26 protein-coding genes are annotated in these 26,959 nt (G+C 65.9%); 18 read left to right on the forward strand and 8 right to left on the reverse strand.

All coding sequences use genetic code 11. The annotated features are described in order from the left end of the window. Positions 1-63: 63 nt before the first annotated feature. From ACEN9P_RS16485 to ACEN9P_RS16505, 5 genes are all read left to right on the forward strand, one after another. On the forward strand, positions 64-423 hold the full coding sequence (locus tag ACEN9P_RS16485) for a hypothetical protein (protein ID WP_074576691.1): 360 nt from the start codon (positions 64-66) through the stop codon (positions 421-423). Beyond that, positions 420-593 (forward strand): hypothetical protein, encoded by a 174-nt coding sequence (locus ACEN9P_RS16490; protein ID WP_477662303.1) that lies wholly within the window; start codon positions 420-422, stop codon positions 591-593. The genes ACEN9P_RS16485 and ACEN9P_RS16490 overlap by 4 nt, the downstream gene beginning before the upstream one ends. A 221-nt stretch (positions 594-814) precedes the next feature. After that, positions 815-1,036, forward strand: coding sequence for a hypothetical protein (locus ACEN9P_RS16495; protein ID WP_477662302.1), 222 nt, complete (start codon positions 815-817; stop codon positions 1,034-1,036). Positions 1,037-1,133: 97 nt separating this feature from the next. After that, positions 1,134-1,949 carry a hypothetical protein gene (locus ACEN9P_RS16500; protein WP_477662301.1) on the forward strand — a complete coding sequence of 272 codons (816 nt, stop codon included), beginning with the start codon at positions 1,134-1,136 and terminating at the stop codon, positions 1,947-1,949. A 365-nt stretch (positions 1,950-2,314) separates the two neighbouring features. Beyond that, positions 2,315-3,022 carry a hypothetical protein gene (locus ACEN9P_RS16505; protein ID WP_477662300.1) on the forward strand — a complete coding sequence of 236 codons (708 nt, stop codon included), beginning with the start codon at positions 2,315-2,317 and terminating at the stop codon, positions 3,020-3,022. A 320-nt stretch (positions 3,023-3,342) separates the two neighbouring features. Here the strand turns inward: ACEN9P_RS16505 and ACEN9P_RS16510 are convergent, their stop codons facing one another. Beyond that, positions 3,343-5,679, reverse strand: a complete 2,337-nt coding sequence (locus tag ACEN9P_RS16510; RefSeq protein WP_495619835.1) for an ATP-dependent DNA helicase — start codon at positions 5,677-5,679, stop codon at positions 3,343-3,345. Positions 5,680-5,828: 149 nt separating this feature from the next. On the opposite strand from ACEN9P_RS16510, the gene ACEN9P_RS16515 reads away from it, so the two are divergent. Together ACEN9P_RS16515 and ACEN9P_RS16520 are read left to right on the forward strand one after the other, a co-directional pair. Continuing rightward, positions 5,829-6,767, forward strand: a complete 939-nt coding sequence (locus ACEN9P_RS16515) for a rhodanese-like domain-containing protein (protein ID WP_477700936.1) — start codon at positions 5,829-5,831, stop codon at positions 6,765-6,767. Positions 6,768-7,133: 366 nt separating this feature from the next. Continuing rightward, positions 7,134-12,305 carry a PAS domain S-box protein gene (locus ACEN9P_RS16520; protein ID WP_495619836.1) on the forward strand — a complete coding sequence of 1,724 codons (5,172 nt, stop codon included), beginning with the start codon at positions 7,134-7,136 and terminating at the stop codon, positions 12,303-12,305. 6 nt (positions 12,306-12,311) lie between these two features. Here ACEN9P_RS16520 and ACEN9P_RS16525 read toward each other — a convergent pair whose 3' ends face one another. Both ACEN9P_RS16525 and ACEN9P_RS16530 read right to left on the reverse strand, forming a co-directional pair. Next, positions 12,312-12,767: a VOC family protein gene (locus tag ACEN9P_RS16525; protein WP_495619837.1), complete on the reverse strand. Its 456-nt coding sequence runs from the start codon at positions 12,765-12,767 to the stop codon at positions 12,312-12,314. A gap of 29 nt (positions 12,768-12,796) precedes the next feature. Then, positions 12,797-13,684, reverse strand: a complete 888-nt coding sequence (locus ACEN9P_RS16530; RefSeq protein ID WP_495619838.1) for a helix-turn-helix domain-containing protein — start codon at positions 13,682-13,684, stop codon at positions 12,797-12,799. A gap of 234 nt (positions 13,685-13,918) precedes the next feature. Here ACEN9P_RS16530 and ACEN9P_RS16535 point away from each other — a divergent pair, with 234 nt between their 5' ends. Further along, on the forward strand, positions 13,919-15,475 hold the full coding sequence (locus tag ACEN9P_RS16535) for an ABC transporter substrate-binding protein (protein WP_495619839.1): 1,557 nt from the start codon (positions 13,919-13,921) through the stop codon (positions 15,473-15,475). A gap of 75 nt (positions 15,476-15,550) precedes the next feature. On the opposite strand, the gene ACEN9P_RS16540 is transcribed toward ACEN9P_RS16535, so the two are convergent. Further along, on the reverse strand, positions 15,551-15,934 hold the full coding sequence (locus tag ACEN9P_RS16540; RefSeq protein WP_495619840.1) for an EF-hand domain-containing protein: 384 nt from the start codon (positions 15,932-15,934) through the stop codon (positions 15,551-15,553). 214 nt (positions 15,935-16,148) lie between these two features. Between ACEN9P_RS16540 and ACEN9P_RS16545 the strand changes: the two genes are divergently transcribed. The 4 genes from ACEN9P_RS16545 to ACEN9P_RS16560 are packed head-to-tail and all read left to right on the forward strand — an operon-like array spanning position 16,149 to position 18,191. Continuing rightward, positions 16,149-16,607, forward strand: coding sequence for an ArsR/SmtB family transcription factor (locus tag ACEN9P_RS16545; RefSeq protein ID WP_495619841.1), 459 nt, complete (start codon positions 16,149-16,151; stop codon positions 16,605-16,607). Then, positions 16,499-16,954, forward strand: a complete 456-nt coding sequence (locus ACEN9P_RS16550; protein ID WP_495619842.1) for an SRPBCC family protein — start codon at positions 16,499-16,501, stop codon at positions 16,952-16,954. Before ACEN9P_RS16545 ends, ACEN9P_RS16550 begins: the two co-directional genes overlap by 109 nt. Positions 16,955-17,002: 48 nt before the next feature. Next, positions 17,003-17,380, forward strand: coding sequence for a VOC family protein (locus tag ACEN9P_RS16555; RefSeq protein WP_495619843.1), 378 nt, complete (start codon positions 17,003-17,005; stop codon positions 17,378-17,380). A gap of 31 nt (positions 17,381-17,411) precedes the next feature. Further along, complete coding sequence (locus ACEN9P_RS16560) at positions 17,412-18,191, forward strand: DUF899 domain-containing protein (protein WP_495619844.1); 780 nt, start codon at positions 17,412-17,414, stop codon at positions 18,189-18,191. Positions 18,192-18,199: 8 nt separating this feature from the next. Here ACEN9P_RS16560 and ACEN9P_RS16565 read toward each other — a convergent pair whose 3' ends face one another. Then, positions 18,200-18,334 (reverse strand): hypothetical protein, encoded by a 135-nt coding sequence (locus ACEN9P_RS16565; protein WP_477662288.1) that lies wholly within the window; start codon positions 18,332-18,334, stop codon positions 18,200-18,202. 107 nt (positions 18,335-18,441) lie between these two features. Here ACEN9P_RS16565 and ACEN9P_RS16570 point away from each other — a divergent pair, with 107 nt between their 5' ends. The 5 genes from ACEN9P_RS16570 to ACEN9P_RS16590 all read left to right on the forward strand — a co-directional run bounded on the left by ACEN9P_RS16570 (position 18,442) and on the right by ACEN9P_RS16590 (position 22,308). After that, positions 18,442-19,239: an SDR family NAD(P)-dependent oxidoreductase gene (locus ACEN9P_RS16570; RefSeq protein ID WP_477662287.1), complete on the forward strand. Its 798-nt coding sequence runs from the start codon at positions 18,442-18,444 to the stop codon at positions 19,237-19,239. Between the two features lie 57 nt (positions 19,240-19,296). Next, positions 19,297-20,748 carry a DHA2 family efflux MFS transporter permease subunit gene (locus ACEN9P_RS16575; RefSeq protein ID WP_495619845.1) on the forward strand — a complete coding sequence of 484 codons (1,452 nt, stop codon included), beginning with the start codon at positions 19,297-19,299 and terminating at the stop codon, positions 20,746-20,748. Between the two features lie 155 nt (positions 20,749-20,903). After that, the gene (locus ACEN9P_RS16580; RefSeq protein WP_074576723.1) at positions 20,904-21,368 is read left to right on the forward strand and encodes a hemerythrin domain-containing protein; all 465 of its coding nucleotides are present in this window, start codon (positions 20,904-20,906) and stop codon (positions 21,366-21,368) included. A 29-nt stretch (positions 21,369-21,397) separates the two neighbouring features. Further along, a complete protein-coding gene (locus ACEN9P_RS16585; RefSeq protein ID WP_477662284.1) occupies positions 21,398-21,541 on the forward strand; it encodes a GFA family protein in 144 nt (47 codons plus the stop codon). Positions 21,542-22,128: 587 nt separating this feature from the next. Beyond that, positions 22,129-22,308 (forward strand): GFA family protein, encoded by a 180-nt coding sequence (locus tag ACEN9P_RS16590; RefSeq protein ID WP_477662283.1) that lies wholly within the window; start codon positions 22,129-22,131, stop codon positions 22,306-22,308. A gap of 12 nt (positions 22,309-22,320) precedes the next feature. On the opposite strand, the gene ACEN9P_RS16595 is transcribed toward ACEN9P_RS16590, so the two are convergent. Next, a complete protein-coding gene (locus ACEN9P_RS16595; protein WP_495619846.1) occupies positions 22,321-22,542 on the reverse strand; it encodes a SlyX family protein in 222 nt (73 codons plus the stop codon). Between the two features lie 116 nt (positions 22,543-22,658). Here ACEN9P_RS16595 and ACEN9P_RS16600 point away from each other — a divergent pair, with 116 nt between their 5' ends. Beyond that, positions 22,659-23,375, forward strand: a complete 717-nt coding sequence (locus ACEN9P_RS16600) for a glutathione S-transferase N-terminal domain-containing protein (RefSeq protein WP_495619847.1) — start codon at positions 22,659-22,661, stop codon at positions 23,373-23,375. Between the two features lie 328 nt (positions 23,376-23,703). Here ACEN9P_RS16600 and ACEN9P_RS16605 read toward each other — a convergent pair whose 3' ends face one another. Both ACEN9P_RS16605 and ACEN9P_RS16610 read right to left on the reverse strand, forming a co-directional pair. Further along, positions 23,704-24,714 carry a lysylphosphatidylglycerol synthase domain-containing protein gene (locus tag ACEN9P_RS16605; protein WP_495619848.1) on the reverse strand — a complete coding sequence of 337 codons (1,011 nt, stop codon included), beginning with the start codon at positions 24,712-24,714 and terminating at the stop codon, positions 23,704-23,706. Between the two features lie 783 nt (positions 24,715-25,497). Next, the gene (locus ACEN9P_RS16610) at positions 25,498-26,820 is read right to left on the reverse strand and encodes a sensor histidine kinase (protein ID WP_495619849.1); all 1,323 of its coding nucleotides are present in this window, start codon (positions 26,818-26,820) and stop codon (positions 25,498-25,500) included. Positions 26,821-26,959 lie beyond the last annotated feature (139 nt).

The following is a 26,959-nucleotide window of genomic DNA, read 5'->3' on the forward strand; positions in this document are numbered from 1 at the left end:
CTCCAAGCTGCGTCTGCAAGGCCACGTCCGGCCTGCCCGGATATTTTTGAGGATTCCTGTTTCATGAGCCACTCCACATTGGTCAACGCACAACTCAAAGTCCCTCTTCGTTCTTTGGCCCTCACCGTCGAGGAGCCCGCCCCCGGCGAATTCTGCTGGCGCATTCTTGAAAGCCGCGAAGACCCGCGGGTGTTTGAATCGATCTCCTGCTCCGACATCACCTTCGCGGCCTATGACACGGCCCTGGCCACCGGCTACGGCGAACTGCAGCGCCTGGTCGGCCCCGACCTTCAATACGGGCCGCGCAGCGAGGAAGACTTGCAGGCCGAGCTCTTCGTCGCGCCCGCAGCCAAGGCCGCCGAAGGCGGCAGCGACAAGCGCGGCTCCGTCAACGGCTTCAAGCCCGGCCCGGTGCCGGCATGAAGCGCGACCTGGAGGCCGACTACGCGGACCTGCGCGCCCGGCTGCAGGCCTTGCAGGCGGCCCCGGTCAAGGATTTCGCGAAGATAGACCAGCTCATCGACGAGCTTGAAAAACTCCAGCTCGCAATCAAGGCCGAACACGGCCTGCACGGCAACAACCCCATCGAATAGCGGCGAGCGCTGCAGGGGTAAGCAGCTGTTCCCGCATGTGCCATCCTGCATGCGCCTGTGAGGCGCGTAGCATTTTGTGACCTCGCTTGTCCTACATGGCGCGCTGTACCAGGCCGACGAAAAAGGCTCCGCTCCCTACCGTAAATTGAACCCAGTCGGCAATACGGCCGGCGATTTACCAACCCGATTGCCTGTGATGGGCATGACCTTAGGAGTACACCATGAGAGCATCGAAAACCCTGGCTTCCGCCGTTGCCGCAGCCGCAGTGGTTGGCGCCATTGGCCTGGCTTATGCCCAGGACACCAGCACCACCACGCCCGCCACGCCGGCAGACCAGACCCTGCAGAACCAGGGCAGCACCAGCCCCAGCACCTCGCCGTCGAGCGGCACGGACATGGCCGTCACCCCGACCGAGCGTCCCGCACAAGCTGACCGCAACTAAGCCAGGCCACTCATGCATCTGCGCATGAAATCGCTCCGGATCGCCTCGGCGGCCCGGAGCGTTTTATGTGGGGCGCAGTATTTTTTGATTCCTGTCCATGGCCGCCTCCCCGCCTGATGTTCAGCAGCGGCCCGCTGCTGAAGGACCGACCCCGGCGCTGGTGGACACGCGGCATTCCGATATTCTTGACGGCATCAAGCAGGGCGTTCTCTGGGGCGCCGCCATCGCGGTGCTGGTCCTGCCGCTTTTCCGGCCCCATCCCGTGGCCCCGCCGGCGGCCGCCGGCCTTCAAGCCACGGCACCCACGCCCATGACGCCGCGCACGGCGGATTTCGGCGGCGAGGAGGCTTCGAACGAAGCGCGCGAAGTCGCCAACTGGGTGGTCAGCTCCGGCGACAACCGCAAACTCTTTTTTGTGATCCTCGACAAGATCAACACCAAGGTGTTTGTCTTCGAGCCCTCCGGCAAGCTGCGCAGCGCCACGCCGGTGCTGATAGGCGCCGCGCGCGGCGACGACTCGGTGGACGGCATAGGCGGGCGGCCCATCGCCCAGGTGCAGCCGCAGGAGCGCACCACGCCCGCGGGCCGTTTCGTCGCCGAACCCGGGCGCAACGCCACGGGCGAGGACGTGGTCTGGGTCGACTACGACGCGGCCGTCTCCATGCACCGCGTGCGCACGCTGGAGCCCAAGGAGCGCCGGCTCGAGCGCCTCGCCTCGCCGACCACCGAGGACAACCGCATCTCCTACGGCTGCATCAACATGCCGGTGGAGTTTTATGAAAACGTGCTCAAGCCCGCCTTCAACGCGAGTTACGGCGTGGTCTATGTGCTGCCCGAAGTCAAGCCGCTGGCCGAGGTGTTTCCGGCGGCGCATGAACTCGCGGTGAAGCAGGGCACGGTGCCCGCCGGCTGAGGTTTCCGTTCGGCCAATTCTCTCTCTCCTGATTTGTAACTTGTAACGGGCACCAGCGCGGTGTCCCGCCCGGTGTTGCGCGCAGGCATCTGCCGCGCCAAAAAATGCCGCCTCCGGCGACTGTTACATGCCCCCGCGGGTGCTTCCGTTGGCCTGCTAAAACCGCTTCGCTTCGGCATTTCAAAAGGATTCATTGCTATACAAGTCATAGCGAGTATCCGAGGCAGTTCAGGGTTTCTCCGTTGAGCACAATTGCTTGCATCGTTAACATGGTGCAACCGCGCCGGGGTGCGCTCCACACACAGTGACCCCGTTTTTTTGGATGTGCGTTCGCGCACTTTTTGGTGCCACGCACAGGACCCCGGATGTTGTTCGCAGGCAGGAAACACGCAGCAAAAATCGCCCGCACGGCGGCCCTCGCCGTTCTTGCCGCCGCGCCCTTGTTTTCCGTCGCCGCGCCGCTGGCCCCCTACACCGACAGTGCCGCAGCGCCGGCCGCAAGTCCCGATGCCGGCATGGTGCTGGTCTCGGCCTCTTCCGATGCACGCCAGGCCTTGCGCTGGGTGGTGCAGGCGCACGACAACGAAGGCCTGCCTTTTGTGATCGTCGACAAAAAAGGCGGGCGCATTTTTGTGTTCGAGGCGGGCGGGCAGCTGCGCGGCACATCGCCCGCGCTGACCGGCCTGGCGCCCGGCGACCACGGCGTGCCCGGCATGGCGCAGCGCAGCGTGGCCAGCCTGCGCGAGGATGAACGCACCACACCGGCCGGCCGCTTTGTCTCCGAGCCCGGCCACAACCTGCAGGGCGAGGCCATTGTCTGGATCGACTACGCGGCCAAGCTCGCCATACATCGCCTGCGCCCCGCGCCACCGGCCGAGCGCCGCGCCGAGCGCCTGGCCTCGGAAACGCCCGACGACAACCGCATCTCCATGGGTTGTGTGGTGGTGCCGGTCCGCTTTTACGAAACCGTGGTCGGCCCCGTCCTCGGAAAAAGCCGCGGCATCGTCTACGTGCTGCCCGAAACCCAGCCGCTGGCCAGCATGCTGGGCGCGCTGCAGCTAAGCCAGCGCTAGTCCTTCCCGGGCCGCAGCCCCTGACTGCCTGGGTACGGCCCCGGCCTGCAAGCAGCTGCCTGCACAACTACACGCGCGTCAGCCATGCCCTACTTGCAGCGGGCCTGGAGGCTGGCATGGGGCGCGCGGCCCGCCGCCTACATTGGATTTGTCTCTTCAACCCTGACCACTTTTTAGGAGAAACAAATGCCCATCATTGCCTGGCTACTGGGTGTCCCCCTCAGCGTGATCCTGATCCTCATGTTGCTGGGCGTGTTTTAGGCCCGCAAGGCGGCCTCAGGGCCGCTCCAACAAAAAGCCCGCGAATGCGGGCTTTTTGTTTACAGCGCGTCGGCGGCTTCCCTGCGCCGCGCGCGCAGGCGCGCCACTTTCCACCAGCCCGGCAGCAGGCTTTGTATTTCGGGCCGGGTAAAGCGGTCGTCTATGAGGTAGACGACGCCGCGGTCGGAGGTCGTGCGTATCACCCGGCCGGCCGCCTGCACCACTTTCTGCAGGCCGGGGTAGAGGTAGGTGTAGTCATAACTCTGGGCCGCGCCGAAGTTGGCGCCCATGCGCTCGCGGATCTGCTCGTTCACCGCATTGACCTGGGGCAGGCCCAGGGTGGCGATAAAAGCGCCTATCAGGCGCTCACCCGGCAGGTCTATGCCCTCGGCGAAAGAGCCGCCCAGCACGGCAAAACCTATGCCTTGCGAGGCCGGCGTGAAGCGCGCGAGGAAGGCGTCGCGCGCGGCTTCCTCCATGCCGCGCGTCTGCTCCCATACCGGAATCTGTGGATAGCGCTGGCGGAACAGCGCCAGGAGTTGCTGCAGGTAGTCGTAGCTGCTCAGGAACGCCAGGTAGTTGCCGGGCCGGTCCTCGTACTGCCGCGCCATCAGGTCGATGATGGGCGAGAGCGAATCGCCCCGGTGCTGCAAGCGCGTGGAGACGTCGCTGACCACCGAGACCTGCAGCTGTTCGGCCAGAAAGGGTGACTCCACCTCGGTCCACACCGTGCCGGCCGGCAGGCCCAGCGTGTCGGCGTAGTAGTTCTGCGGGCTCAGCGTGGCCGAAAACAGCGCCGCCGACTGCGCGGCCGCAAAGCGTGGCGCCAGAAAGGGCGCGGGCACGACGTTGCGGATATTGAGCAGCACCAGCGGCTGGCCCAGCGCCTGGCCGAATGCGCCCGGCCCGGTATCGGTTTGCAGCGTCACGTCAAACAGCGAATGCTCGCCAAAGGCCTCGGCCATGCGCGAGAAATGCAGGGCCTCGAAATAAAAGTCCTGCAGCTCGCCGTCCATGCGCGTCGGGTTGGCCAGCAGGAAGTCGGTGACCTGGGTCAGGGCCTGGCCCAGGGTCTTGAGGAAGGGCGCGGGCAGCTCGGCATGAACCTCGTAGGGCTCGCTTTGCGCCTGCTGCAGCTCCTGCAGGCCGCGGTTGAGCCGCTCCAGCGCGCCGCGCACGGCGCGCGGCGCGCCGGCGTGCACCTGCTGCAGCTGCGCCTGGCTCAGCGTGGCCGAATACATTTTCCGCGCGCGTTCCACCAGGTTGTGCGCCTCGTCCACCAGCACCGCCACGCGCCACTGGTTGCCCTGGGCCTGGCCGTGCAGCAGCGCGCTGGTGTCGAAGTAATAGTTGTAGTCACCCACCACCACGTCCGACCAGGTCACCAGCTCCTGGCTCAGGTAGTAGGGGCACACATGGTGGGCCAGCGCCAGTTCGCGCAGCGCGGCCTTGTCCAGCGGGCCGTGCGTGGCGGCGTGCTTCACGGCGGCGCTGCGCGCCTGTGGCAGGCGGTCGTAAAAACCCTTGGCCAACGGGCAGGCATCGCCGTGGCAGGCCTTGCCCGGGTGTTCGCAGGCCTTGTCGCGCGCCACCAGTTCCAGCACGCGCAGCGGCAGGGCCTGGGTGCTGCCCTTGATGCGGTCCAGCGCGTCCAGCGCCAGCCTGCGGCCCGGGGTTTTCGCGGCCAGGAAAAACAATTTGTCGAGCTGCTTTTTGGGCACTGCCTTGAGCAGCGGGAACACCGTGCCTATGGTCTTGCCTATGCCCGTGGGCGCCTGCGCCATCAGGCAGCTGCCGGCCTGCGCGGTCTTGTAGACGGCCTCGGCCAGTTCGCGCTGGCCGGGCCGGAAGGTGGGATGCGGAAACGCCAGCGCCGTCAGCGCCGCATCGCGCGCCTGGCGGTGCGCCAGTTCCTGCTCGGCCCAGGCCAGGAAGCGTTCGCACTGCGCTTCAAAATAGTCCTTGAGCGCGGCCGCCGTGAAGTGCTCGGTCAGCGGCGTTTCCTGCGTGCTGGCCACGTCGAAATAGACCAGGCTGAGGTTGATGTCGGGCAAATTCCTGTCCTGGCACAGCAGCCAGCCGTAGACCTTCAGCTGTGCCCAGTGCAGGTGGCGGCGGTTGTCGGCCATGGCATGCAGGTCGCCCCGGTAGGTCTTGACCTCTTCGAGCTGGTTCTGCTCGGGGTCGTAGCCGTCGGCGCGGCCGCGCACGGTCAGCGACTTGTAGTCGCCCTCCAGGCTGACTTCCGACTGGTAGCTTTCCCCACGGCGCGACGCGACCAGCGCATGGCCGGCCATGCCTTCCTGGGCCGAAGGCGAGGGGGTAAAGCGCAGGTCCAGGTCGCCATGCTTGGCGGTGAACTCGCACAGGGCCCTGACGGCCACAAGGTATTTCAATCGGGGTGCGCTCTCTGGAAGTCGGGAATGGGGGGCAGGGCTTCATGGTAGCGCAGCCGCCCCCTCGCGGAGATTGTTCCCCCTGTGGAAACAGAACATTACCGCGCCCTCCATTTACCGATGCGCCGCAGCCGTCTACATTGGCGCCCATGGACCAAATTGTTGTGTGGCTGGAGCAGTACGGCCTGGCTGCCGTTTTCCTCAACATCGTGCTGGAGCAGCTCGGCCTGCCGGTGCCGGCCTACCCGGTGCTGATACTCACCGGCGCCTTGAGCTATGGCGGCCGGTATTCGGCCGGCGGCCTGCTCGCGACGGCCGTGCTGGCCTGCCTGATCGCCGATTGCCTCTGGTACTGGGCCGGCCAGCGTTACGGCAGCCGCGTGCTCAAGACCTTGTGCCGGATTTCGCTGTCGCCCGATTCCTGCGTGCGGCAGACCGAGTCCATCTTCACGCGCTGGGGCGCCAGGTCGCTGGTGCTGGCCAAGTTCATTCCGGGTTTCGCCTCGCTGGCCACCGCGCTGGCGGGGCGCACCGGCGTGCCTTTCGGGCGCTTCCTGTTCTTTGATGCGATAGGCGCGGCCTTGTATGCCGGCGTGGGGCTGGCCATAGGCATGCTGTTCCATGACGCGGTGGCCGACGTGCTGGCCGTTTTCGAGCAGATGGGCCGCATAGGCCTGATGGTGCTGCTGGCCGCCTTCGCGCTCTTCCTGGCGCACAAATGGTGGCAGCGCCAGCGCTTTTACCGCCAGCTGCGCATGGCGCGCATCACCCCGCAGGAGCTGCTGCAGCTCACGCGCGGCGAGCAGCCGGCCGTGATCCTCGACGTGCGCACCGAACTGAGCCGCGGCGCGGGCGGCATCATCCCGGGTGCCCTGCTGTGGTCGGACCCGGACCGCAAGATGGCCACGCTGGACCTGCCGCACGACGTGCCGGTGGTGGTGTACTGCGCCTGTCCCAACGATGCCTCGGCCGCCCAGGTGGCCAGGCGACTGATGGCGGCGGGCTTCAAGAACGTGCGGCCGCTGCATGGCGGCATAGACGCCTGGCAGGCGGCCGGGCTGTCGCTGGAGTACCCGCATGCCGTGTGAATGGGATGAATGGGTAAAAGTACCTTTGCCTTGCGGGGGAGGGTGGCGCTAAGCTCTTGTGCCCAGGCCGTTTTATCCAGCCCACCGAAAAAGAGGTCTTAAGTTTTCAAATCTGGCATGTGCCGATGACTGCCGCACCCAAAAGAAGACAGGGTGTTGTCCTATGGCGGATTTTCCAGCGGCGCAGCACACTCGGTTTCGCAAACGCCGTGCAAAATGCATGAAGGCACCTCGCCTTTGCCAAGAAAGTAAACAGCAGCGCATGAAGCCCTCTTCGCCAGGCGAATTGACCGCAGCCCACCGCCCGCATGGCGCGGCGGGAGGGACCGGCAACGCGTTGGTGGGCCCGTTCACCGGGGCAAGGCCGTGAAGCGGGACGAAACCCTGGCCCAGGCCAACGAACGCCTGCAGGCCGAGGCACTGGCGCTGGCTGAGGCCAACAAGGCCCTGGCGCAGGAACTTGCCGAGCAGCGCCGCGCCGCCGAGGTGCTGCAGGACGACGTGGACAGCCTGCGCAGCCTGGCGTCCATTTCAGCGGACTGGTACTGGGAGCAGGACGCCGATTTCCGTTTCACCGCCTTTGCCGCCGAGCGTAGCGTGGGCAGCGCGGGCAGGAGCAGTGCGGACCCGGACCTCAGCAGCGCCATCGGCAAGCAGCGCTGGGAGCTGGAGGGCGCTTACCCCTTGAGCATGTCCTGGGATCACCACCGCGCGGTGCTGGAGGCGCGCCAGGCCTTCCGCGATTTCGAGTACATCCGCGTGCTGGACGACGGCGTGGCCCACTATTTTTCCGCCAGCGGCGTGCCGGTGTTCAACAAGCAGCAGGAGTTCGCCGGTTACCGCGGCATCACGCGGGACACCACGGTGGCCAGGCGCATCGAGGAAAAAGAGCGCAAGGCCGCGCGCTTCCTCGACGACGTCGTCGACAACATGCCGGTCGCCGTGCACCTGAAGTCGGTGCAGGACGGCCTGCGCATCGTGGCCTGGAACAAGGCCGCCGAAAGCCTCTACGGCATACGGCGCGAGGACGCCATGGGCCGCACCGTGCACGACCTCTGGCCGCAGGACCACGCGGACCGCATCAATGTCTCCGACGTGGAGGTGGCGAACACCGGCTTCATGCAGGACTTCCCCGACCGGGTCATCATGACGCGGGACCGCGGCAGGATACGCGTGCACATGCGCAAGCTGCCGCTCAAGGACGGCGGCGGCAGGGTCACCCACATCCTGATCACGGCCGAGGACATCACCGAGCGCCTGGCCGCCGAGGACCGCCTGCGCAGTAGCCAGGCGCGGTTCAGAAGCCTCACCCAGCTCTCGTCCGACTGGTACTGGGAACAGGACAAAAACTTCCGCAACGTCTTTGTCTCCAACGATCCACAGCGCTTTGCCCTGGGAACCCAGGTCATCGGGGAAGGGCTGTGCCGATGGGACCTGCCCAACTCCGCGCCGCTTGTCGGCACGTGGGAGGAGCACAAGGCCGCCTTGCAGGCGCATTTGCCGTTTCGTAATTTTGAGTACCAGCTGACCAAGGCGGATGGCGGTGTCATTTACCGCAGTGTCAGCGGAGAGCCGGTGTTTGGTGACAACGGAGCCTTTGAAGGTTACCGCGGCGTGGGAAGCGACATCACCGAACGCAAGCAGACCGAAACCGCGCTGCGCACGAGCAACGCGCGTTTCCGGGCGGTGGTCGGGGCGCTTGCCGAGGGCGTGATGCTGCGTGACGCCGAAGGCAAAATCATCGACTGCAACCCCAGCGCGGAGCGCATTTTCGGCAAGACCATGGCGCAGATGAAGGGCCAGACCTCGGCGGCGCCGGATTGGGAGCGCTTGCGCGAGGACGGCACCCACATGCCCGAAGTTGAATGGGCCAGCGTGCGCGCCGTCAGCAGCGGCCAGGCGCAGAGCAATGTCGTGCAGCGTTACCGCAGGCCCGACGGCAGCACCTTCTGGGGCCTCATTAACGTGCAGCCTCTCTTTGACGGCAAGAGCGACAAGCCCATCGGCTTTGTCACTTCCATTTCCGACATCACCAAACGCAAGCAGGCCGAGGTGGAAATCGTGCGGCTCAACGTCGACCTGGAAAACCGCGTGCTGCGCAGGACGGCGCAGCTCGAGGCCGCCAACAAGGAGATGGAGGCCTTCTCCTATTCCGTGGCACACGACCTGCGCACGCCGCTGAGCACCATAGACGGCTTTTGCGCGCTGATGGAAAAACACATGCCGCCGGCCGCCGGCGAGCGCGCCCTGCATTTCCTCGAGCGCATACGCAGCAGCGTGCGGCGCATGGGCGAGCTCACCGACGGGCTGCTGGCCCTCACCCGCCTGTCGCGCACCAGCATGGTCTGGGACACGGTGGACATCAGCGCCGAGGCGCTGCGCGTGGCCAAGCGGCTCAAGGACGCCGAGGCCGGGCGCGAGGCGCGCATCGCGATCGAGCCCGGCATGGCGGCGCGCGGCGACCAGGCCATGCTGGGCCAGGTGCTGGAGCAGCTGATCGCCAATGCCTGGAAGTTCAGCGCCAAGAAGGAGCGCGTCGAAATCGAGATCGGGCGCCAGCGCGACAAGGACGGGCAGCCGGTGTTCTTCGTGAAGGACACGGGCGCCGGCTTCGACATGGCTTACGTCGACAAGCTGTTCGGAAACTTCGAGCGCCTGCACTCGCCCGAGGAATTCGCCGGCAGCGGCATAGGCCTGGCCACGGCCAAGCGCATCATCGACCGGCACGGCGGCAAGATCTGGGCGCAGTCGGTGGTCGGCGAAGGCAGCACCTTTTATTTCTCGCTGGGCGGCGACCAGACCGGCCTCGGGCAGGACGGGCGTGGGACTCAGGGCGCCCAGGCCGCCGAAACAGAGCACGAATCGGGCTTCTCGACGCTGGAGACGCCCAGCAGCGCGCCCCTGAGCAGCGACAACGACGCCTTCATGCTTAACGACCAGCAGTTCAGCAACGCGTTTGAGCATGCCGCGATCGGCATGACGCTGATAGGCATAGATTCGCGCCGCCTCAAGGTCAACACCGCCTTCTGCCAGATGCTCGGTTATTCCGAGGCCGAGATGCTGGCGCGCACCATCCACGACCTGACCCACCCCGATGACATCGAATGGGACTTGAAGCAGCGCCAGCGCGCGCTGGCCGGCGAGATCGAATCCTTCCATACGGAAAAGCGCTACATCCACAAGGACGGCCACATCGTCTGGGGTTATATGAGCTGCTCCCTGGTGCGCGACGAGGACCGCAAACCGCTGCGCTTCATCGCGCAGATCCAGGACATCACCGAGCGCAAGCAGACCGAACAGGTGCTGCGCGAAAGCGAGGAGCGCTTCCGCGCGCTCACCGAGCTGTCCTCCGACTGGTTCTGGGAGCAGGACGAGAACTTCCGTTTTGTCGAGGTGTCCGGCGAGGCCCCCAACGCTTCGGGCGTCCAGAAATCAGCCTATGGCAAGACCCCCTGGGAGCTCAACTACATCCAGATGAGCGACGAGGGGTGGGCCCACTACAAAGGCGTGGTGCAGCGGCACGAGGTTTTCCGCGATATTGAAACCACGCGGCGCGACTCCAAGGGCCGGACTCGCTACTTCAGCATCAGCGGTGTGCCCAAATTCGATGCCAACGGCAAATTCACCGGCTACCGCGGCACCGGCCGCGACACCACCGAGATGCGCCGCGTCACCGAGGCGCTGCGCACCAGCGAAGCGCAACTGCGTGAAATCACCGACACCATACCGGCCTGGATCACCTACGCCGACGCCGACCAGTACCTGCGTTTTCACAACCGCGCCTACGAGGAAGTCTTCGGCATGACGAGTGCGCAGCTCGAAGGCAAGACCATACGGGAAATTGTGGGCGAGGAGATGTACGCGCTGATCAGGCCCCGGGTTGAGGAGGTGCTGCAGGGCTACCCGGTGGTCTACGAGCGCGCGCAGAAAACCGCGCGCGGCGGCACGCGCGACTACGTGGTCAACTACTTCCCGCGCTACGGCGAAGGCAGGGACGAGGGCAAGGTGATCGGCTTCTACACCCTGGCCAACGACGTTACCGAGCTCAAGCGCATAGACCGCATGAAGAGCGAATTCGTCTCCACGGTCAGCCACGAGCTGCGCACGCCGCTCACCTCGATACGCGGCTCGCTGGGCCTGATCTCCGGCGGTGTCGCCGGCCAGCTGCCCGAGGCCGTCAAGACCCTGGTGGGCATCGCCAAGAGCAACTGCGAGCGCCTGATCCGGCTCATCAACGACATCCTGGACATCGAGAAGATAGAGTCCGGCAAGATGACCCTGGACCTGCAGGTGATAGAACTCAAACCCCTGCTCGAGCAGGCGCTGGCCGCCAACGAGGGCTACGGCGCCGCCAAGAACGTGAGCCTGAGCCTGCAGTTCCCCGACGAGGAACTGATGGTCAGGGCCGACGGCGACCGCCTGATGCAGGTCGTCACCAACCTGCTGTCCAACGCGATGAAGTTTTCCCCGTCCGACGGCGTGGTGGAAATCCATGTGGGGCGCAGCGCGAGCGGGGGCGTGCGCGTCGAGGTGCGCGACCACGGGCCCGGCATTCCCGAGGAGTTCCGCAAGCGCATCTTCCAGAAATTTTCCCAGGCCGATTCCTCCGACACGCGCCAGAAGGGCGGCACCGGGCTGGGCCTGAACATTTCACGGGCCATCATCGAGCGCCTGGGCGGCAGCATAGGCTTTGAAACCCATACCAACGAAGGCACCACCTTCTACTTCGAACTGCCGGAATGGGTGGAGCCGCCACCCACGCGCCCGGTGGAGATGACCGGCGACAGGCCCTGCGTGCTGGTCTGCGAGGACGACCACGACATCTCCCGCCTGATCGGCATGATGCTGGACAAGGGCGGCTTCGATTCCGACCCGGTCTACAGCGCCGAGGAGGCACTGGCCCAGTTGGGGCGGCGGCACTACGACGCCATCACGGTCGACCTCAAGCTGCCCGGCCAGGACGGCATCGCGCTGATACGCCAGCTGCGCGGGCGGCTGCTCACGCGCGACGTGCCGGTGGTCGTCATCTCGGCCTGGGCCGGCGAAGGCAAGGTGCAGTTCAACGACCAGGCCCTGACCGTCTCGGACTGGCTGGAAAAACCCATAGACGAAAACCTGCTGGTGCTGGGCGTGCGCCGCGCCATCGAGGGCGCGGCCGAAAACAAGCCCGTCATCCTGCACGTCGAGGACGATCCCGACATCCAGCGCATCGCGGCCACCATCGCGCAGGACTTCGCGACCTTCGTCTTCGCGGCAACCCTGCAGGAAGCCCGCGCGCGGCTGGAGAGCCAGCCCTTCGACCTGGTCCTGCTGGACATCAACCTCAAGGAAGGCTCGGGCTGGGACCTGCTCACCGACATCGAGGCGCTGGAGTCGCCGCCGCCCGTGGTGGTGTTCTCCGCGATGGAAGCCACCCGAGCCCAGGCCGCGCGCGCCACCGCTGTGCTGGTCAAGGCCAAGACCTCCAACGAGGAACTGCTGGCCACCCTGAGGCGGGTGCTGGGCCTGGCGCGCCCGCCTGAAATAGAACTCGAGTAGCGCCGCCTAGGCGCCGGGCGATTCCGATTCCAGCAGCGCGGTGTAGCGGCGCTGCATCTCCTCGGGCGTCAGCGTCTCAATGCTGTGGCCCACGCTCCAGCGGTGGCCGAAGGGGTCGCGAAAACTGCCCGAGCGCTCGCCGTAAAACTGGTCCTGCGCGGCCATCTCCAGCGTCGCGCCGGCTTGCAGCGCCCGTGCAATCACCGCATCGCAATCGTCGACATGCAAGTGCAGGGTCACACTCACCGGTGTGCCCTTCGCGGGCGCGCCCGTGCCGCATTCCGGGAACTCGTCCGACAGCATCAGCGTGGTGCCGCCGAACTCCAGCTCGGCGTGGCCTACGCGTCCGCTGGGTTCGGTCAGGCGGAATTTTTCGGCCACCCCAAACACCGAGGTGTAGAACGCCAAGGCTTTTTCAGCATCCTTGACGTGGATATACGCAAACAGTTCGTGAATCGCCATGCGGCCTCCTGAAAGTGAATACGCGAAGTCTAGAGACCCGCGCCCGCCCGGTCTTGAACAAAATTGACATGCGGCCGTGAAGGGGATGAGACGGACGCGCAAGACCTGGGCACCAGCACATGGTTGGCCGACACGGGCCGCGCCAGCCGGTACTGCTCGGGCGTGAGTCCGGCGAATTCGCGGAACTCGCGGTTGAAATGCGGCTGGTCGCTGTAGCCGGCCTCCATCGCCACGCCGGCCAGGCCCAGCGGGCCCTGCAGCAGCGGCAGGGCTTTCTGGAAGCGCCGCAGCCGGCAATACAGCTTGGGCCCCAGGCCCACGGCCTGTGAAAACAGGCGTATGAACTGCCGATGGCTGTAGCCGCTGCGGGCCACCGCATCCTCCACGCCCATGCCCGCCTTGAACTGCCGCAAGGCCTGCGTGACCAGCGGGTGCGCCGGCTGCGCCGGGCCGGCGCGCAGGCGCCGCAGCAGCAGGGCCTCCAGGCGGCGCAAGGCCTGCTGCGGCGTGGCGGCCGCCAGCAGTTGCTCGCGCGCCAGCTCCGCATGGTTTCCCCAGAGGTCTTCCAGGCTCACATGGTGCCCGGCCAGCTCATCGGCCGGCAGGCCCAGCAGCGCCTGCGCCGCGCCGGGCAGCAACTGCACACCCACCGAATGCGAGGGCGCGCCCACCTCCTTGGCATAAAAGCCCGCGCGCGGCCCGCCCACCAGGGCCTGGCCCAGCGGCCGGCCCTTGCCGTCCGCGGCGTGGTCGAAGATGCGCACGCCCGGCCCCGAGAGGCGGAACACCAGGTGCATCAGGCCGGTAGGCAGCACATGCTCACGCGCCGGCGCCGGCTGCACCTGGGCAGCGGCGGGCAGGCTGGCCCACGCGGTCTTGACGAAGTTGGCCAGCAGGGGATGAGGTGCGCGTTGCATGGCTTGGAAGCGATGGTTGGCCTTCAGTCTAGGCCCTGGCAGGCCCTTGCGCCATGCCGCCGGGCATGCGGCGGCCCGGCCTGCGGGCTTTCCGGTCCGCAGGCCTTATTTACCTTGGATGAGAAATTTAATTTCAGAATAAGTGCACACCACCCAGGGTATTCACTTACATAAAGTCACATTTAGCCAAATATCCTACGGATTCTGAAAATTACTTTCACTTAGGAGTGCTTTATGGTTAACCATCGCCTACATACGCGCCGGCTGCTGCCGGCCCTGGTTTTTGGCCTGATGGCCGCCCTGCAGGGCGCCGCGCCCGTCCTGGCGCAGGCGCCGGCCTCCGTGGCCAACCTGGCCATGGTGGGGGAGCCGCCCTCGCTGGATCCCATGCAGGCCACCACCGACCTGGTCGGCACCATCATGCAGCACGTGTACGAGCCGCTCTACACCTTTGACGCCAAATGGAATGTCGTGCCCATGCTGGCCGACGGCATGCCGCGTTTCTCGGCCGACGGCAAGGTCGTCACCATCACGCTGCGCAAGGGCGTGAAGCTGCACTCGGGCCGCGCGCTCGACGCCGAGGACGTGGTCGTCAGCCTCAAGCGCTGGATCAAGGAGGCGCCGCGTGGCAAGGCCGTGGGCAAGGAAATCGTCGATTTGAAGGCCGCCGGCCCGCTCACGGTGGAGTTGACGCTCAGGGGGCCTTACGCGCCGCTGCTCGCGCAGCTGGCCCTTCCCAGCGGCATGGCCGCCATCATGGCCAAGGAGGCCGTGCAGATTCCGCTGCGCGATTTCATAGGCACGGGCCCCTACAAGTTCAAGGAGCGCCGCACCGACCAGTTCGTGGTGCTCACGCGCTTTGACGGCTACAGCGCGCGCAAGGAGCCGGCCAACGGCTACGGCGGCAAGCGCGAGGCCTTCATCGAGGAGCTGCGTTTCATCCCCGTGCCCACGCCCGGCACGCGCGTGGAAGGCGCCTTGTCCGGCCAGTTCCACTTCGCCGACCTGCTGCCCATAGATGCGCTGGCCCGCCTCGAAAAATCCGGCGGCCGCGCCGCGCCGGTGATCACGCCGGCCTTCGGTTTCCCGTACCTGGTGTTCAATACCCGCGAGGGCATCAACGCCAACAAGGGCATGCGCCAGGCGATACAGACCGCCATAGGCCCCGGCGAAATGATGGCCGCCGGTTTCGGCGACACGCGCTTCTTCACGGCCGAGGCCAACCACTTCCCGCAGGGCTCGCCGTATTACTCCGCCGCCGGCAGCGAGAGCTACAACCAGCGTGATCCCGCCAAGGCCAAGGGCCTGGCCGAAGCCGCCGGCTACAAGGGCGAGACCGTGCGCATCCTCACCAGCCGCCAGTACGACTTCCACTACAACATGGCCGTGGTCATGGCCGAGCAGCTCAAGCGCGCCGGCATCAAGGCCGAGCTCACCGTGGTCGACTGGTCCACCCTGGTTCAGCGCCGCAACGACTCCTCCGCCTGGGACATCTACGTCACGCACTCAGGCCTCTTGCCCGAACCCATGCTCTCGCCGCCGCAACTCGGCGACGGCGCGCCGGGCTGGTGGAACACCCCGGCCAAACAGGCCGCGCTGCTCGAGTTCAACCACATCCCGCTTCCCGCCAAGCGCGGGCCGCTGTGGGGCAAGGTGCAGCAGCTGGTGTACGACGAAGTGCCCTACATCGACATCGGCAAATTCAACAGCCTGTCGGCCAAGTCCACCAAACTCGAAAACTACCAGCCCGCGCTCTGGCCCTTCTTCTGGAACGTGAAGCTCAAGAACTGATCGCAACCAGCGTTCAGAAAAACAAAAGCCGTGCGGCTGCAAATCGCACGGCTTTTTTCATGGGCGAGGAATTCCTCAGGGTTGCCGGCTCTGGTTCATCGCGTTGTCGAATTCTTCGCGCGAGAGAAAGTTGTCCTTGTTGAGGTCGGCCTCGTCAAAGTGTTTCGAGACGCCGCGAAAGTTCGAGGCCTCGTCGCGGCTGACCTTGCCGTCGCCGTTCTTGTCCATGAACTTGAAGGCGCGCTCCAGGTCCTTGGGGTCGTACTTGGCGACCGCGGGGGGCGCGGCTGGCTCGGAGGCCGCTGCGGCCGGCTGCGCCGTCTGGGCCTGGGCCTGCGCGGCCAGCAGGGCGGCCGCGGCGGCCAGGGCCAGCAAAGACCCCAGCATCACCATGCGGGGGCGGGCCGGGCTGGAAGGCGCGCGGAGGATGGGGAGGGTCTTTGCCGTGGGCTGCTTCATGGGCTTCCTCTGTGAGTGATAGGTCATGGTCATCATTGGATGCTACCCCCGCCCTCAATACCAGTGTTCTTGCAGGGTGTTGCGCCGCTTTACCTGCGCGTGCGCCGGGGACACATTTCTTTGCAGGCCGGCGGCGGGTGCGATCACACAAAAAAACATCTTTGTTCCGGGCCCCGGTTGACAGGCGGTGGCCGCTTGCTCAATACTAAGCCAAATGGTTAAGTATCAAGACAATGCCGATGAGGCCCTGAACGCCGTGTTCGCCGCGCTGGCGGACCCGACACGCCGCAAGGTGCTGCAAGACCTGGAGCGCGGCCATCTCTCCGTCGGCGAGCTGGCCCAGCCGCACGGCATGTCCTTGCCCGGCTTCATGAAGCACCTGCGCGTGCTCGAGGACGCCGGCCTGGTGACCCGCGCCAAGGACGGGCGTGTCGTCAACCTGGCCCTGTCGCCCGAGCCCATGCAGGAGGCCGCCATGTGGCTGTCCCGTTACGAGAAGTTCTGGTCCGAGCGCCTGGACGCGCTGGGCCGCTACCTGTACCACCAAGAGGAGTTGAACCCGCCATGGAAAAAAGCGCAACGCAAGGCAAACCGGCCTCCGTCCACTTCACCCGGCACTACCCCGCCAGCTGCGAAAAAGTCTGGCGCGCGTGGACCGACCCGCAAGCGCTAGCGCAGTGGTTCGGCCCCGACCCGGCCGGCGTGGTGACCTTGGCCGAGATGGACGTGCGCGTGGGCGGGCGTTATCACATCCGCTTCGGCGTGCCGGGCCAGGAGACCCACAACGTGGCCGGCACCTACCTGGAGGTGGAGCCGCCCCACAAGCTGGTGTTCGACTGGGGCTGGCAGAGCACGCCCGAACGCGTGTCGCGGGTCACTGTCACGCTGCGGCCCTCGGGCGGCGGCACCGAACTCGTGTTTGTGCACGAAAAATTCTTCGACCAGGCCGCACGCGACAGCCACAACCAGGGCTGGGCCGGCGCCTTCCTCAAACTCGACAAGCTCTTCCCCGCTGCATAGTCCGCGCCGTCCGCCGCCTGGAGCGCATCACCCAGAAAGGAGTCCACCATGCTCGCCAACCGAAACGCCATGCCCACCATCGCCGTCAAGGACTTGGCCGCCGCCCGCAAGTTTTATGAGGGCAAGCTGGCCCTCACGCCGCTGCAAGGCAGCGAAGAGGGCGTGCTCACTTACCAGAGCGGCACCGCCACCGTCGTCGTGTATGTCTCGCAGTTCGCGGGCACCAACCAGGCCACCGCCTGCACCTGGAGCGTGGGCGACGAGTTCGACGGCGTCCTCAAGGCCCTCAAGGCCAAGGGCGTGGTGTTTGAGCACTACGACCTGCCCGGCATGACCTTGCAGGGCGACGCCCATGTGGCCAGTGACTTCAAGGGCGCCTGGTTCAAGGACCCGGACGGCAACATCCTGCACATCCTCAACCGCTGATTCCTCCCATCCCTCCCATGGAGTCCCGTCCATGAACACCCCCACCGCCATGCACGCCATCGTGTCCCGAGAGGAATGGCTAGCCGCCCGCCGCCTGCTGCTGGCCCGCGAAAAAGAACTCACCGCCCAGCGCGACCTGGTGAGCGCCGAGCGCCGCCGCCTGCCCTGGGTGCCGGTCGACAAGCCCTATGTGTTCGACGGCGCCAACGGTAGCGAAAGCCTGGCCGGGCTGTTTGACGGGCGCAGCCAGCTCATCGTCTACCACTTCATGTTCGGCCCGGACTGGGAAGAGGGCTGCCCCAGCTGCTCGTTTCTGGCGGACCACATCGACGGTACCCTGCCGCACCTGGCCGCGCGCGGCATCACGCTGGCCGTGGTCTCGCGCGCGCCGCAGGCCAAACTTGCCGCCTTCAAGCGGCGCATGGGTTGGCGCTTCAAGTGGGTGTCATCCTTTGGCGGCGATTTCAACTACGACTACCACGTCTCCTTCACACCCGAAGCACTCGCCGGCGCAAAGGTAGCCTACAACTACCGCATGGAAGACGTCGGCGGCATGGAGGACCTGCACGGCTTCAGCGTCTTCGCGCGCGACGGCCAGGGCAACGTTTTCCACACCTATTCAAGCTACGCCCGCGGCGCGGACGCCCTGGTGGGCAGCTACCACTACATGGACCTCACGCCCAAAGGACGCGACGAAGACGGCCTGCCCTTTCCCATGGCCTGGGTGCGCCACCACGACAAATACGGCGCGGCTGAGCCCACGGCGCAGGCCGCCCCGGCCTGTTGCCACGCCGAGGCTCCCGTTGCATGAAGGGCCCTCTAGAAACGCACCTTGAGGAAAGCCGACGGCCCCTTGAGCTTGACGCGAAAGCGCGCGTTGCTGTTGTCCTCGTAGCGCAGGTCGGTATCGGTCAGGCCGTAGCTCAGCACCGCACCGGCAACCGTCCGGTCCATCGGCAATCCAAAATACCCTCAAGAGAGAAAGGGCTGCAGCCCATTAGGCATACCTGTGAGGTGCTGCCAAATTAATAGCAATTGACCATCACAGACACGGAGGACCCATGCAGCTCAAGGACAAGGTCGCGGTCATTTACGGCGCCGGCGGTGCCATCGGGGGTGCCACCGCCCGCGCGTTTGCGCGCGAGGGCGCCCATGTGTTCCTGGCCGGGCGCACACCGGCCCGGCTGGAAGCCGTCGCGCGCGACATCGCGGCGGCGGGCGGCGCGGCCGAGGTCACGCCGCTGGACGCGCTTGACGAGCAGGCCGTGCACCGCCATGCCGACACCGTGGCGGCCCGCGCCGGCCGCATCGACATCGCGCTCAACGCCGTCGGCATCCCGCATGTGCAGGGCACGCCTTTTGCCCAGCTCGCGCTGGAAGACTTCGCGCTGCCCGTCAACGCCTACCTGCGCAGCTACTTCATCACCGCCCAGGCCGTGGCCCGGCACATGGCCCGCCACAAGTCGGGTGTCATCCTCACCCTGTCCACCCCCGGCGCCAAAATGACGGGCAGCGGCTTTATCGGCAATGGCGTAACATCCGCGGCCACGGAATGGTTTTCGCGCCTGCTTGCCGCCGAACTCGCGCCCGGCGGCATACGCGTCATCTGTCTCAGGCCGCACGCCATCCCCGAAGCGGTGGAGATGGGCTCTTACACCGGCGAGGTGTTCAGGTCCAACGCCCGCAGCGCCGGCATGGCGATGGACGACTGGCTGGCCGGCGCCGCCGCGGGCACGCTGACGCAGCGCCTGCCCACCCTGGCGCAGGTGGCCGATACGGCGGTGTTCATGGCCTCGGCGGCTGCCGGCGCGATGACGGGCACCGTCGTGAACCTGACCAGCGGCACGGTGCTGGATTGATCTGGATTGATGTGACTTTGACGTAAGGCATTCATTCAAGCAGAGGAGAAAGCGCAAATGAGACAACACATGGACAGCCGCAAGCGCTGGTGGGCCCTGATGGTGCTGTGCCTCGGGGTGCTGATGATCGTGCTCGACACCACCATCGTCAACGTCGCCCTGCCTTCCATACGCACCGACCTGCATTTCACCGAGACCTCGCTGGTCTGGGTGGTCAATGCCTACATGCTGACCTTCGGCGGCTTCTTGCTGCTGGGCGGCCGGCTCGGTGACTTGTACGGCCACCGCCGGCTCTTCCTCGCGGGGCTCAGCCTCTTCACCCTGGCCTCGCTGGCCTGTGGCCTCGCCAACTCGCAGGCGCTGCTCATCGTCGCGCGCGCGGTGCAGGGCCTGGGCGGCGCTGTGGTGTCGGCGATTTCGCTCTCGCTGATCATGAACCTCTTCACCGAGCCGGCCGAGCGCGCCAAGGCCATGGGCGTCTACGGTTTTGTCTGCGCCGGCGGCGGCAGCATAGGCGTGCTGCTGGGCGGTGTGCTCACCGATTCGCTGAGCTGGCACTGGATCTTTCTGGTCAACCTGCCCATAGGCGGTGCGGTCTTCGCGCTGTGCCTCTTGCTGCTGCCCGGCGGCAAGGGCCAGGCCACGGGCGCCAGGCTTGACGTGGGCGGCGCCGTCACCGTCACGAGTTCGCTGATGCTGGCCGTCTACGGCATCGTCAACGGCAACGAGGCCGGCTGGCTCTCGGGCCAGACTTTGGGCTTGCTGGGCGCGGCCGCGGTGCTGATGGCCGTCTTCCTGGCGATTGAATCCAAAGTGCAGACGCCGCTGATGCCGCTGGGCCTGTTCCGCCTGCGCAACGTCGCCACCGCCAATGTCGTGGGCGTGCTCTGGGCGGCCGCCATGTTCGCCTGGTTTTTTATCTCGGCGCTCTACATGCAGCTGGTGCTGGGCTACAGCGCTATGCAGGTCGGCCTGGGCTTTTTGCCGGCCAACCTCATCATGGCCGCCTTCTCGCTGGGCCTGTCGGCCAAGATCGTCATGCGCTTCGGCATACGCGCGCCGCTGGCCGCCGGCCTGCTGCTGGCCGCCGTGGGTCTGGCGCTGTTCGCGCGCGCGCCCGTGGCCGGCAGCTTCGCGCTCGACGTGCTGCCCGGCATGCTGCTGCTGGGCCTGGGGGCCGGCATGGCCTTCAACCCCGTGCTGCTGGCCGCCATGAGCGATGTGGACCCCAGCGAATCGGGCATTGCCTCCGGCGTGGTCAACACCTCTTTCATGATGGGCGGCGCCCTGGGCCTGGCCGTGCTGGCCAGCCTCGCGGCCGCGCGCACCACCTCGCTGGGCGGTGCCGGGCTGGACGCGACCGCGGCGCTCAACGGCGGCTACCAGCTGGCCTTTGTGATCGGTGCGGTCTTCGCGGCCGTGGCCGCCGTGCTGGGCGCCGTGCTGCTCAGGCCCGGCGCGGCCCCGGGCGGTGCCGGCGAACCCTCGCCCGCCAATTCGCCGGGCTAGGCCGCAGGGCCAAGGCCGCCGTCGCCGTGGCGCGCGGTTTCCTACATGCGCTGGCAAGCTTGGCCTACCCCGAGGCGGCGGTCGCTTCCCAAGAATCGCGTAACAGCCCGCCCCGGGTTGCGACCCATCCGCACCACCCCATTAAAGGAAATACCATGCCCACCACCAAGGCCACACCCGTGCACAAGGAAGCCACCGCCATGCTCAGGGCCGACCACAAGCTGGTCAGCGAGCTTTTTGAACAGTACGAAAAAAGCCGCTCACCCGCCAAAAAGAAAGAGCTGGTCGCCCAGATCTGCAAGGAGCTCACGGTGCATGCGCAGGTCGAGGAAGAAATTTTCTACCCCGCCGTCAAGGCCGCCCTCAAGGACCATGAGCTGATTCCCGAGGCCAGCGTCGAGCACGCCACCCTCAAGGACCTGATCGCCCAGGTCGAGGGCCTGGAGCCCGACGGCGAAATGTTTGACGCCAAGATCAAGGTCATGTCCGAATACGTCAAGCACCACGTCAAGGAAGAGCAGAACGAGATCTTCCCCAAGGCCCGCGCCACCCGGCTCGACATGACCGAGCTGGGCGCGCAGATCAGCGCCCGCAAACAGGAACTCATGGCCGCCGCCTGAGGCGCCCGGTTCACGGCAGGAGACGGCCCATGGCCACCATCACCGGAAGCTGCCATTGCGGCAAAAACGCCTTTCGCATAGACGGCGAAATGCCGGCCCAGCTCACGCGCTGCACTTGCTCGTTCTGCAGCAAGCGCGGCGCGCTGCTGGCTGAGAACCTGTTCACGGCCTAAACGGGGCCGCGTTGGGGTGCAATCGGGATGAGTGGGCCGACCGGGCACGCCGCATGGGCTAATGCCCATGCAAGGGCCTGGGTGGTTCAATCGCCCGATTTCACCCCAACCCGGAGGGCAAGCGCCTTTTCGGGCGGTCTGCGGCGTTGCGGCGTTAGCCCATAGCTGGGCTATGGGCGTCGCACCGCGCCTTGCATCCCATCCCGAAAAGGTGCTTGCGCGGCCCCGTTTAGGCCGTGAACAGGTTCTTACACACCCGAACAATTCCACGTCACCACACCCAAGGACGCCGACGCGGTTTACCGCTGGCAGACTAGGGCCTGTTAACGCTATTTATGCAAGATGCGTTGCGAGTCAAAAAGGCCTTGAGCAAGGCGCAAAACGCAGGCGGGGCGAACCCCGTCAAGGCTTTGCAACGCCGCGCAAGGCCTTTTTGATCGCAACCCGGAGGGAATGGGGCGAAAACAGCCCCACTCCGCGTTGCGCTCCTAGCGCAGACGCCCGGTCTGGGCGTCGTCGCGCGCCTTGATTGGGGCTGTTTTCACCCCATTCGCATTTGCATAAATAGCGTTAATAGGCCCTAGCTGGTGGACCACCACTTCTGCGCCGAGTGCGGTGTTTCCACCTACTCCGACAGCCCGGCCTTCGAGATGGACGGCAGCTGGGACGGCAGCACCCGCCGAATAGGTGTCAATGCGCGGCTGTTCGATGATTTCGACGCGGCCGAGGCGCCTGTTGCCGTGATAGACGGCAAAAACCTCTGGTAGCGGGGGGCGCGCTCAGAAATGCGGCGGCAGCTCGTCGCGCAGGCTGCGCGTGGTGGTGATGTCGCCGTCGCGCACAGGCGCGGCCTTGAGTTCGGCCACCTCGCGCAGCAGGGCGTCGATTTGCTGCTGCTGGCGCACGATGATTTTGTCGAGCTGCTCCAGCAGGTCCTCGGCAAAGCTGGCCTTGATCTCGAGTTCGGTCAGGCGGCTGTCGGTGTGGTTCTCGGCTTGCATGCCGCTATTGGACACCATCAGGCCGCCCGGGCCGGGGAAATAACCGGCGCCCTGCGCGTTTGCCCGGCTTGGGCTACGCTTGGCGGCTGTCGTTTATTTCCTGCCGCACACACACCATGACCCCATCCAAAGCCTTCCCCCAAGACTTCCCCATCACCCAGAAATGGCCCGCCCAGCACCCTGAGCAAATCCAGCTGTACTCGCTGCCCACGCCCAACGGCGTCAAGGTCTCCATCATGCTCGAGGAGACCGGCCTGGCGTACGAGCCGCACCTGGTGAGCTTCGACACCAACGACCAGATGTCGCCGGCCTTTCTCTCGCTCAACCCCAACAACAAGATCCCCGCCATCATCGACCCCAAAGGCCCCGGCGGCCAGCCGCTGCCGCTGTTCGAATCCGGCGCCATCCTGCTCTACCTGGCCGAAAAAACCGGCAAATTCATCCCCCAGGACGCCGCAGGCCGCTATGAAACCCTCCAGTGGCTGATGTTCCAGATGGGTGGCATAGGCCCCATGTTCGGCCAGCTCGGCTTCTTCCATAAATTCGCCGGCAAGGCCTATGAAGACAAGCGGCCGCGCGACCGCTATGTCGCCGAATCGAAACGCCTGCTCGGCGTGCTCGAGCAGCGCCTGGAAGGCCGGGCCTGGATCATGGGCGATGAGTACACGATTGCCGATATCGCCATCTTCCCGTGGGTGAGGAACCTGGTGGGGTTTTATGAAGCCGGCGATCTGGTGGAGTTCGCCAGCTTTCCGAATGTCAAGCGGGTGTTGGAGGTTTTTGTGGTGCGGCCGGCGGTGGTGAAGGGGTTGGCTATTCCCAAACGGAGCTGATGCCGGGTCTTGCTCCGGCGGGTGCGTTCTCTTACCTCTCTTTCCTCTATGGAGGGCGGCTGGCCGGGGTTGCCCGGCGGCAACTCACTTTCTTTTGCTTCGCCAAAAGAAAGTAAGCAAAGAAAAGGCGACCCTGGTGTCTGCGTCCCTCCGCTTCGCTGCGGGCAACCTGCGGTGCTCGGTCCAGCCGGGGTCTGGCTAAACTCGCTACGCTGCGCTTCGCTCAGACAACGCCAGCCCTGATCCGTCTGGCCCTGCGCTCCTCGGCGCATACACAAGGGGGGGATAGGAATACCAACAGCCAAATACAGAAACCACAAAAAAGCTTTCATTCGGCAGCGGGTGCGGCCCCTGCATGGCTGGCTGCATATTTCTCCAGCAACACATACAACAGCAAGCCCCCAGCCAAGGGCAAAAGGTAGTACAGCGCCCTGTACGCCAATACGGCTCCCATGAGAGTGCCCTGCTTCACACTGCCCGACAACAGCGCCAGATACACCGCCTCCAGCACCCCCAGGCCTCCCGGGATCGGCATGATCACTCCCACGATGGAGGCCGCCATCAGAACTCCCAGCACCTTGCCGTACTCCACCTGGCCGCCCAGCAGTGCGTACATGGCCGCGCCCATCAGTGCCCAGTTGGCGGCCGAGAGCAGCAGCTGCACCAGCGCCAGGCCGGGCGAGGGCAGGGTCAGCCGCTTGCCGCGCACACGCCACTCGCGTCCGTGCGCAAACTTGCAGGCCGCCACATAGGCCAGGGCCAGCAATACCATGGCCGCGCCCAGTCCGCGCAATGCCGTTGCGCCTATGTGGGCCTGGCTGGGCGGGGCGATCAGGCCCGCGGCGAACAGGCTGCCGGCCACCAGGCCGTAGCCCAGCCAGTTGGTCGCCAGGCTCAGGCCCACGATTTGCGCGATGGTTGCTTCGTCCAGCCCCGCGCGGGTGTACAGGCGCGCGCGCAGCGCCACGCCGCCCACCAGCGAGCCCAGGTTCAGATTAAAGGCATAACTCGTTACCGCGATCGCCCAGGTCTGCAGGCGCGGCAAGGTGTGGCGCGTGTGGCGCCGGCCTATCAGGTCAAAACAGCCATAGAGTGCATGGCTGGCCGTGGCCAGGCCCAGCACGCCCAGCAGCAGCCAGGGCGAATAACGCCACAGCGCCTGCCAGGCGCCGGCCCAGTCCACCTTGTGCGCATGCGACACCAGCAGGCCCAGCACCAATATCCCCAGCGCCGGAAACACCCAGCGCCGCACGCGCGGCCACAGTGATGCCGCCGCGGCGGGAGACGGGCTGGTACCGGGATTGGTATCGGCGCAAGCGGGCGCCGCGGTGCTGGCCATGATGGCTGCATCTTGCCCCGGGGCGCTTGCCGTGCGCCAGACGGTGGCGGCGCTGCTTTCTGTAGGCGCAGACCGACGGGGTGGGGGCCGGGTCTTGCTCCGGCTGGGCGCGCTCCTCCTCCTTCCTCTTCTTAGTTCAGCTGGCCGGGTCTCGCCCCGGCGGGCGAGGCACTTTTCTTTGCTTCGCCAAAGAAAAGTACCCAAAAGAAAGGCGACCCGCAGTCTGGGTCCCCTGCGCTGCGCTACGGGGCAACCTGCGGTGCTCGACTACGGCGGGGTCTCGCGCAAACTCGCCTTCGGCTCAGACAAGCGCGATCCCTGATCCGCCTACGTCTGCGCTCCTCGGCCCAGCCAGGACGGGGCAATCGGGAGCGGGAACCGAATACCGAAATACCAAGAAGATAAATACAAACAAGGACACGCCGTGGCGTGTCCTTGTTTCTTAGGTATTCGGTTGTTTGGTATTCCTGTCCCCACCCCTTGTGTATGCGCCGAGGAGCGGAGGGCCAGACGGATCAGGGCTGGCGTTGTCTGAGCGAAGCGCAGCGTAGCGAGTTTAGCCAGACCCCGGCTGGACTGAGCACCGCAGGTTGCCCGTAGCGAAGCGAAGGGACGCAGACACCAGGGTCGCCTTTTCTTTGCTTACTTTCTTTTGGCGAAGCAAAAGAAAGTGAGTTGCCGCCGGGCAACCCCGGCCAACCACTCTTAGCAGAGTAAGCAGAAAGACGAAGAGAGGAGAAAAAGAGAAGAGGAAGAGCGCGCCCGCCGGAGCAAGACCCGGCCTCAACCCTTCTCATACCGAGCGAGCTCAACCCAAAAAACACTCCCCCGCCCCTGCCGGTCCGCCATCCCCACCGGATGCCCCAGCAGCTGGCTCAGGCGGTAGATCGCCGCCAGTTCCAGCCCGAAGCCCTCGGCCGTGCCTTGTTGCGGAATGCCTTGCGGGAAAGTTTGCTGGCGTTCGTGCGCGATGCCCGCGCCCGTGTCCCAGAGTTCTATGCGCCACTGGCCGCGGCGCGGCCTGGCCGCCAGCAGCACGCCGCCGCCGTGCGTGTTGCGCAAGGCGTTCGACAGCAGGCTGCCCACCAGCCGCGCCAGCAGCACCGGGTCCGACAGCGCCTGCCCCGAGGCCGCCCTTGTGCGCAGGCGCAGGCCTTTTTCGCGTGCCAGCGGCATATGCTCTTCGGCCACCGTGTGGATCAGCGCGGCCAAATCCACCGGCTGCGTGTGCACCGTCAGCGAAGCCGGGTCCAGCCCCGCGAGGCTGAACAGCGAATCAAACAGGTCGTCGATCTTGCGTGTCGAATCGGCGATCTTGCGCGCGATCTGCGTCGCGAACTCCGGCTCCAGCGTCAGCCAGTCGGCATACAGGCCCAGCGAATGCACCGGCCGGCGCAGCTCATGCGCGGCGCTCGCGATAAAACGCGTGCGCACCGCCTCCGCGTCCGCCACCGCGCGTTTTCGCTCCTCCAGCGCCTTGATCAGCTCCTGGCGGTCGAACTGCCGCTCCAGGCTGATGTGCCGGGCCCGGAACATGCGCCGCCCCGTCACATGCGCCACCGCCAGGAACACCAGCACCACCGCCATTTCGGCGCCGGTGTCCAGCGCGGCGGGCACGCCGCCCCTAAAGTCCATGCGCCAGACAAAGGCCGCCAGCACCGAGGCGCCCAGGCCGTTGCAGTACGCCGAGAAAGTGCGCAAACACGGCGGCGACGAAGACACCGCCGTCGCCGCGAGGCCCGACAGCATCAGCATGCAGATCAGTTGTTCCTCCACGGGCGCCCGGTGGTAGACCACAAACATCAGCGCGCCCCAGACCACCGCGCTCAAGGGCCAGGCCCAGCTGTGCAGCGACATGAACTCCCGCAGCGCCACCCCGTCGGCCTCCGCCAGGCGCGTGCGGTAGGCGTGCAGGATGGCATAACGCAGCAAGGTCATGGAGCTTGCCGCCACCGCCCATACCCCAAGGTCCAGCGGGTCCACATGCCGGTACAGCATCGCCACCGTCGCCATGATCGCCAGCACCGCCGTATGCAGCGTGGGCTGCGCATGCCGCATAAAGGCGTGGGCCAGTTGTGTGTTGACCCAGGACTCGCGTGGGCTCATCGGTGGGCGCTTCCGGTGGCGGCTGGCGGCATGGGCGTCATGGAGAAAGAAGAAGAAAGGGTTTTTTCCGTAAGCGGGAACACGATGACGATAACAACAACCATATCAGAGGGAAGGATGGGGATCCTACGTAGCCAGC

Source organism: Polaromonas sp. Polasp52 (assembly GCF_059491565.1).

Excerpts from the sequence above, each read along its gene's own strand:
- ACEN9P_RS16515 (WP_477700936.1), top strand. The coding sequence starts at position 5,829 with ATGGACCAAATTGTTGTGTGGCTGGAGCAGTACGGCCTGGCTGCCGTT.
- ACEN9P_RS16580 (WP_074576723.1), top strand. The coding sequence starts at position 20,904 with ATGCCCACCACCAAGGCCACACCCGTGCACAAGGAAGCCACCGCCATG.
- ACEN9P_RS16585 (WP_477662284.1), top strand. The coding sequence starts at position 21,398 with ATGGCCACCATCACCGGAAGCTGCCATTGCGGCAAAAACGCCTTTCGC.
- ACEN9P_RS16555 (WP_495619843.1), top strand. The coding sequence starts at position 17,003 with ATGCTCGCCAACCGAAACGCCATGCCCACCATCGCCGTCAAGGACTTG.
- ACEN9P_RS16540 (WP_495619840.1), bottom strand. The coding sequence starts at position 15,934 with ATGAAGCAGCCCACGGCAAAGACCCTCCCCATCCTCCGCGCGCCTTCC.
- ACEN9P_RS16505 (WP_477662300.1), top strand. The coding sequence starts at position 2,315 with ATGTTGTTCGCAGGCAGGAAACACGCAGCAAAAATCGCCCGCACGGCG.
- ACEN9P_RS16500 (WP_477662301.1), top strand. The coding sequence starts at position 1,134 with ATGGCCGCCTCCCCGCCTGATGTTCAGCAGCGGCCCGCTGCTGAAGGA.
- ACEN9P_RS16570 (WP_477662287.1), top strand. The coding sequence starts at position 18,442 with ATGCAGCTCAAGGACAAGGTCGCGGTCATTTACGGCGCCGGCGGTGCC.
- ACEN9P_RS16560 (WP_495619844.1), top strand. The coding sequence starts at position 17,412 with ATGAACACCCCCACCGCCATGCACGCCATCGTGTCCCGAGAGGAATGG.
- ACEN9P_RS16600 (WP_495619847.1), top strand. The coding sequence starts at position 22,659 with ATGACCCCATCCAAAGCCTTCCCCCAAGACTTCCCCATCACCCAGAAA.
- ACEN9P_RS16550 (WP_495619842.1), top strand. The coding sequence starts at position 16,499 with ATGGAAAAAAGCGCAACGCAAGGCAAACCGGCCTCCGTCCACTTCACC.
- ACEN9P_RS16575 (WP_495619845.1), top strand. The coding sequence starts at position 19,297 with ATGAGACAACACATGGACAGCCGCAAGCGCTGGTGGGCCCTGATGGTG.
- ACEN9P_RS16535 (WP_495619839.1), top strand. The coding sequence starts at position 13,919 with ATGGTTAACCATCGCCTACATACGCGCCGGCTGCTGCCGGCCCTGGTT.
- ACEN9P_RS16610 (WP_495619849.1), bottom strand. The coding sequence starts at position 26,820 with ATGAGCCCACGCGAGTCCTGGGTCAACACACAACTGGCCCACGCCTTT.
- ACEN9P_RS16490 (WP_477662303.1), top strand. The coding sequence starts at position 420 with ATGAAGCGCGACCTGGAGGCCGACTACGCGGACCTGCGCGCCCGGCTG.
- ACEN9P_RS16545 (WP_495619841.1), top strand. The coding sequence starts at position 16,149 with ATGGTTAAGTATCAAGACAATGCCGATGAGGCCCTGAACGCCGTGTTC.
- ACEN9P_RS16525 (WP_495619837.1), bottom strand. The coding sequence starts at position 12,767 with ATGGCGATTCACGAACTGTTTGCGTATATCCACGTCAAGGATGCTGAA.
- ACEN9P_RS16530 (WP_495619838.1), bottom strand. The coding sequence starts at position 13,684 with ATGCAACGCGCACCTCATCCCCTGCTGGCCAACTTCGTCAAGACCGCG.
- ACEN9P_RS16495 (WP_477662302.1), top strand. The coding sequence starts at position 815 with ATGAGAGCATCGAAAACCCTGGCTTCCGCCGTTGCCGCAGCCGCAGTG.
- ACEN9P_RS16485 (WP_074576691.1), top strand. The coding sequence starts at position 64 with ATGAGCCACTCCACATTGGTCAACGCACAACTCAAAGTCCCTCTTCGT.
- ACEN9P_RS16595 (WP_495619846.1), bottom strand. The coding sequence starts at position 22,542 with ATGCAAGCCGAGAACCACACCGACAGCCGCCTGACCGAACTCGAGATC.
- ACEN9P_RS16565 (WP_477662288.1), bottom strand. The coding sequence starts at position 18,334 with ATGGACCGGACGGTTGCCGGTGCGGTGCTGAGCTACGGCCTGACCGAT.
- ACEN9P_RS16605 (WP_495619848.1), bottom strand. The coding sequence starts at position 24,714 with ATGGCCAGCACCGCGGCGCCCGCTTGCGCCGATACCAATCCCGGTACC.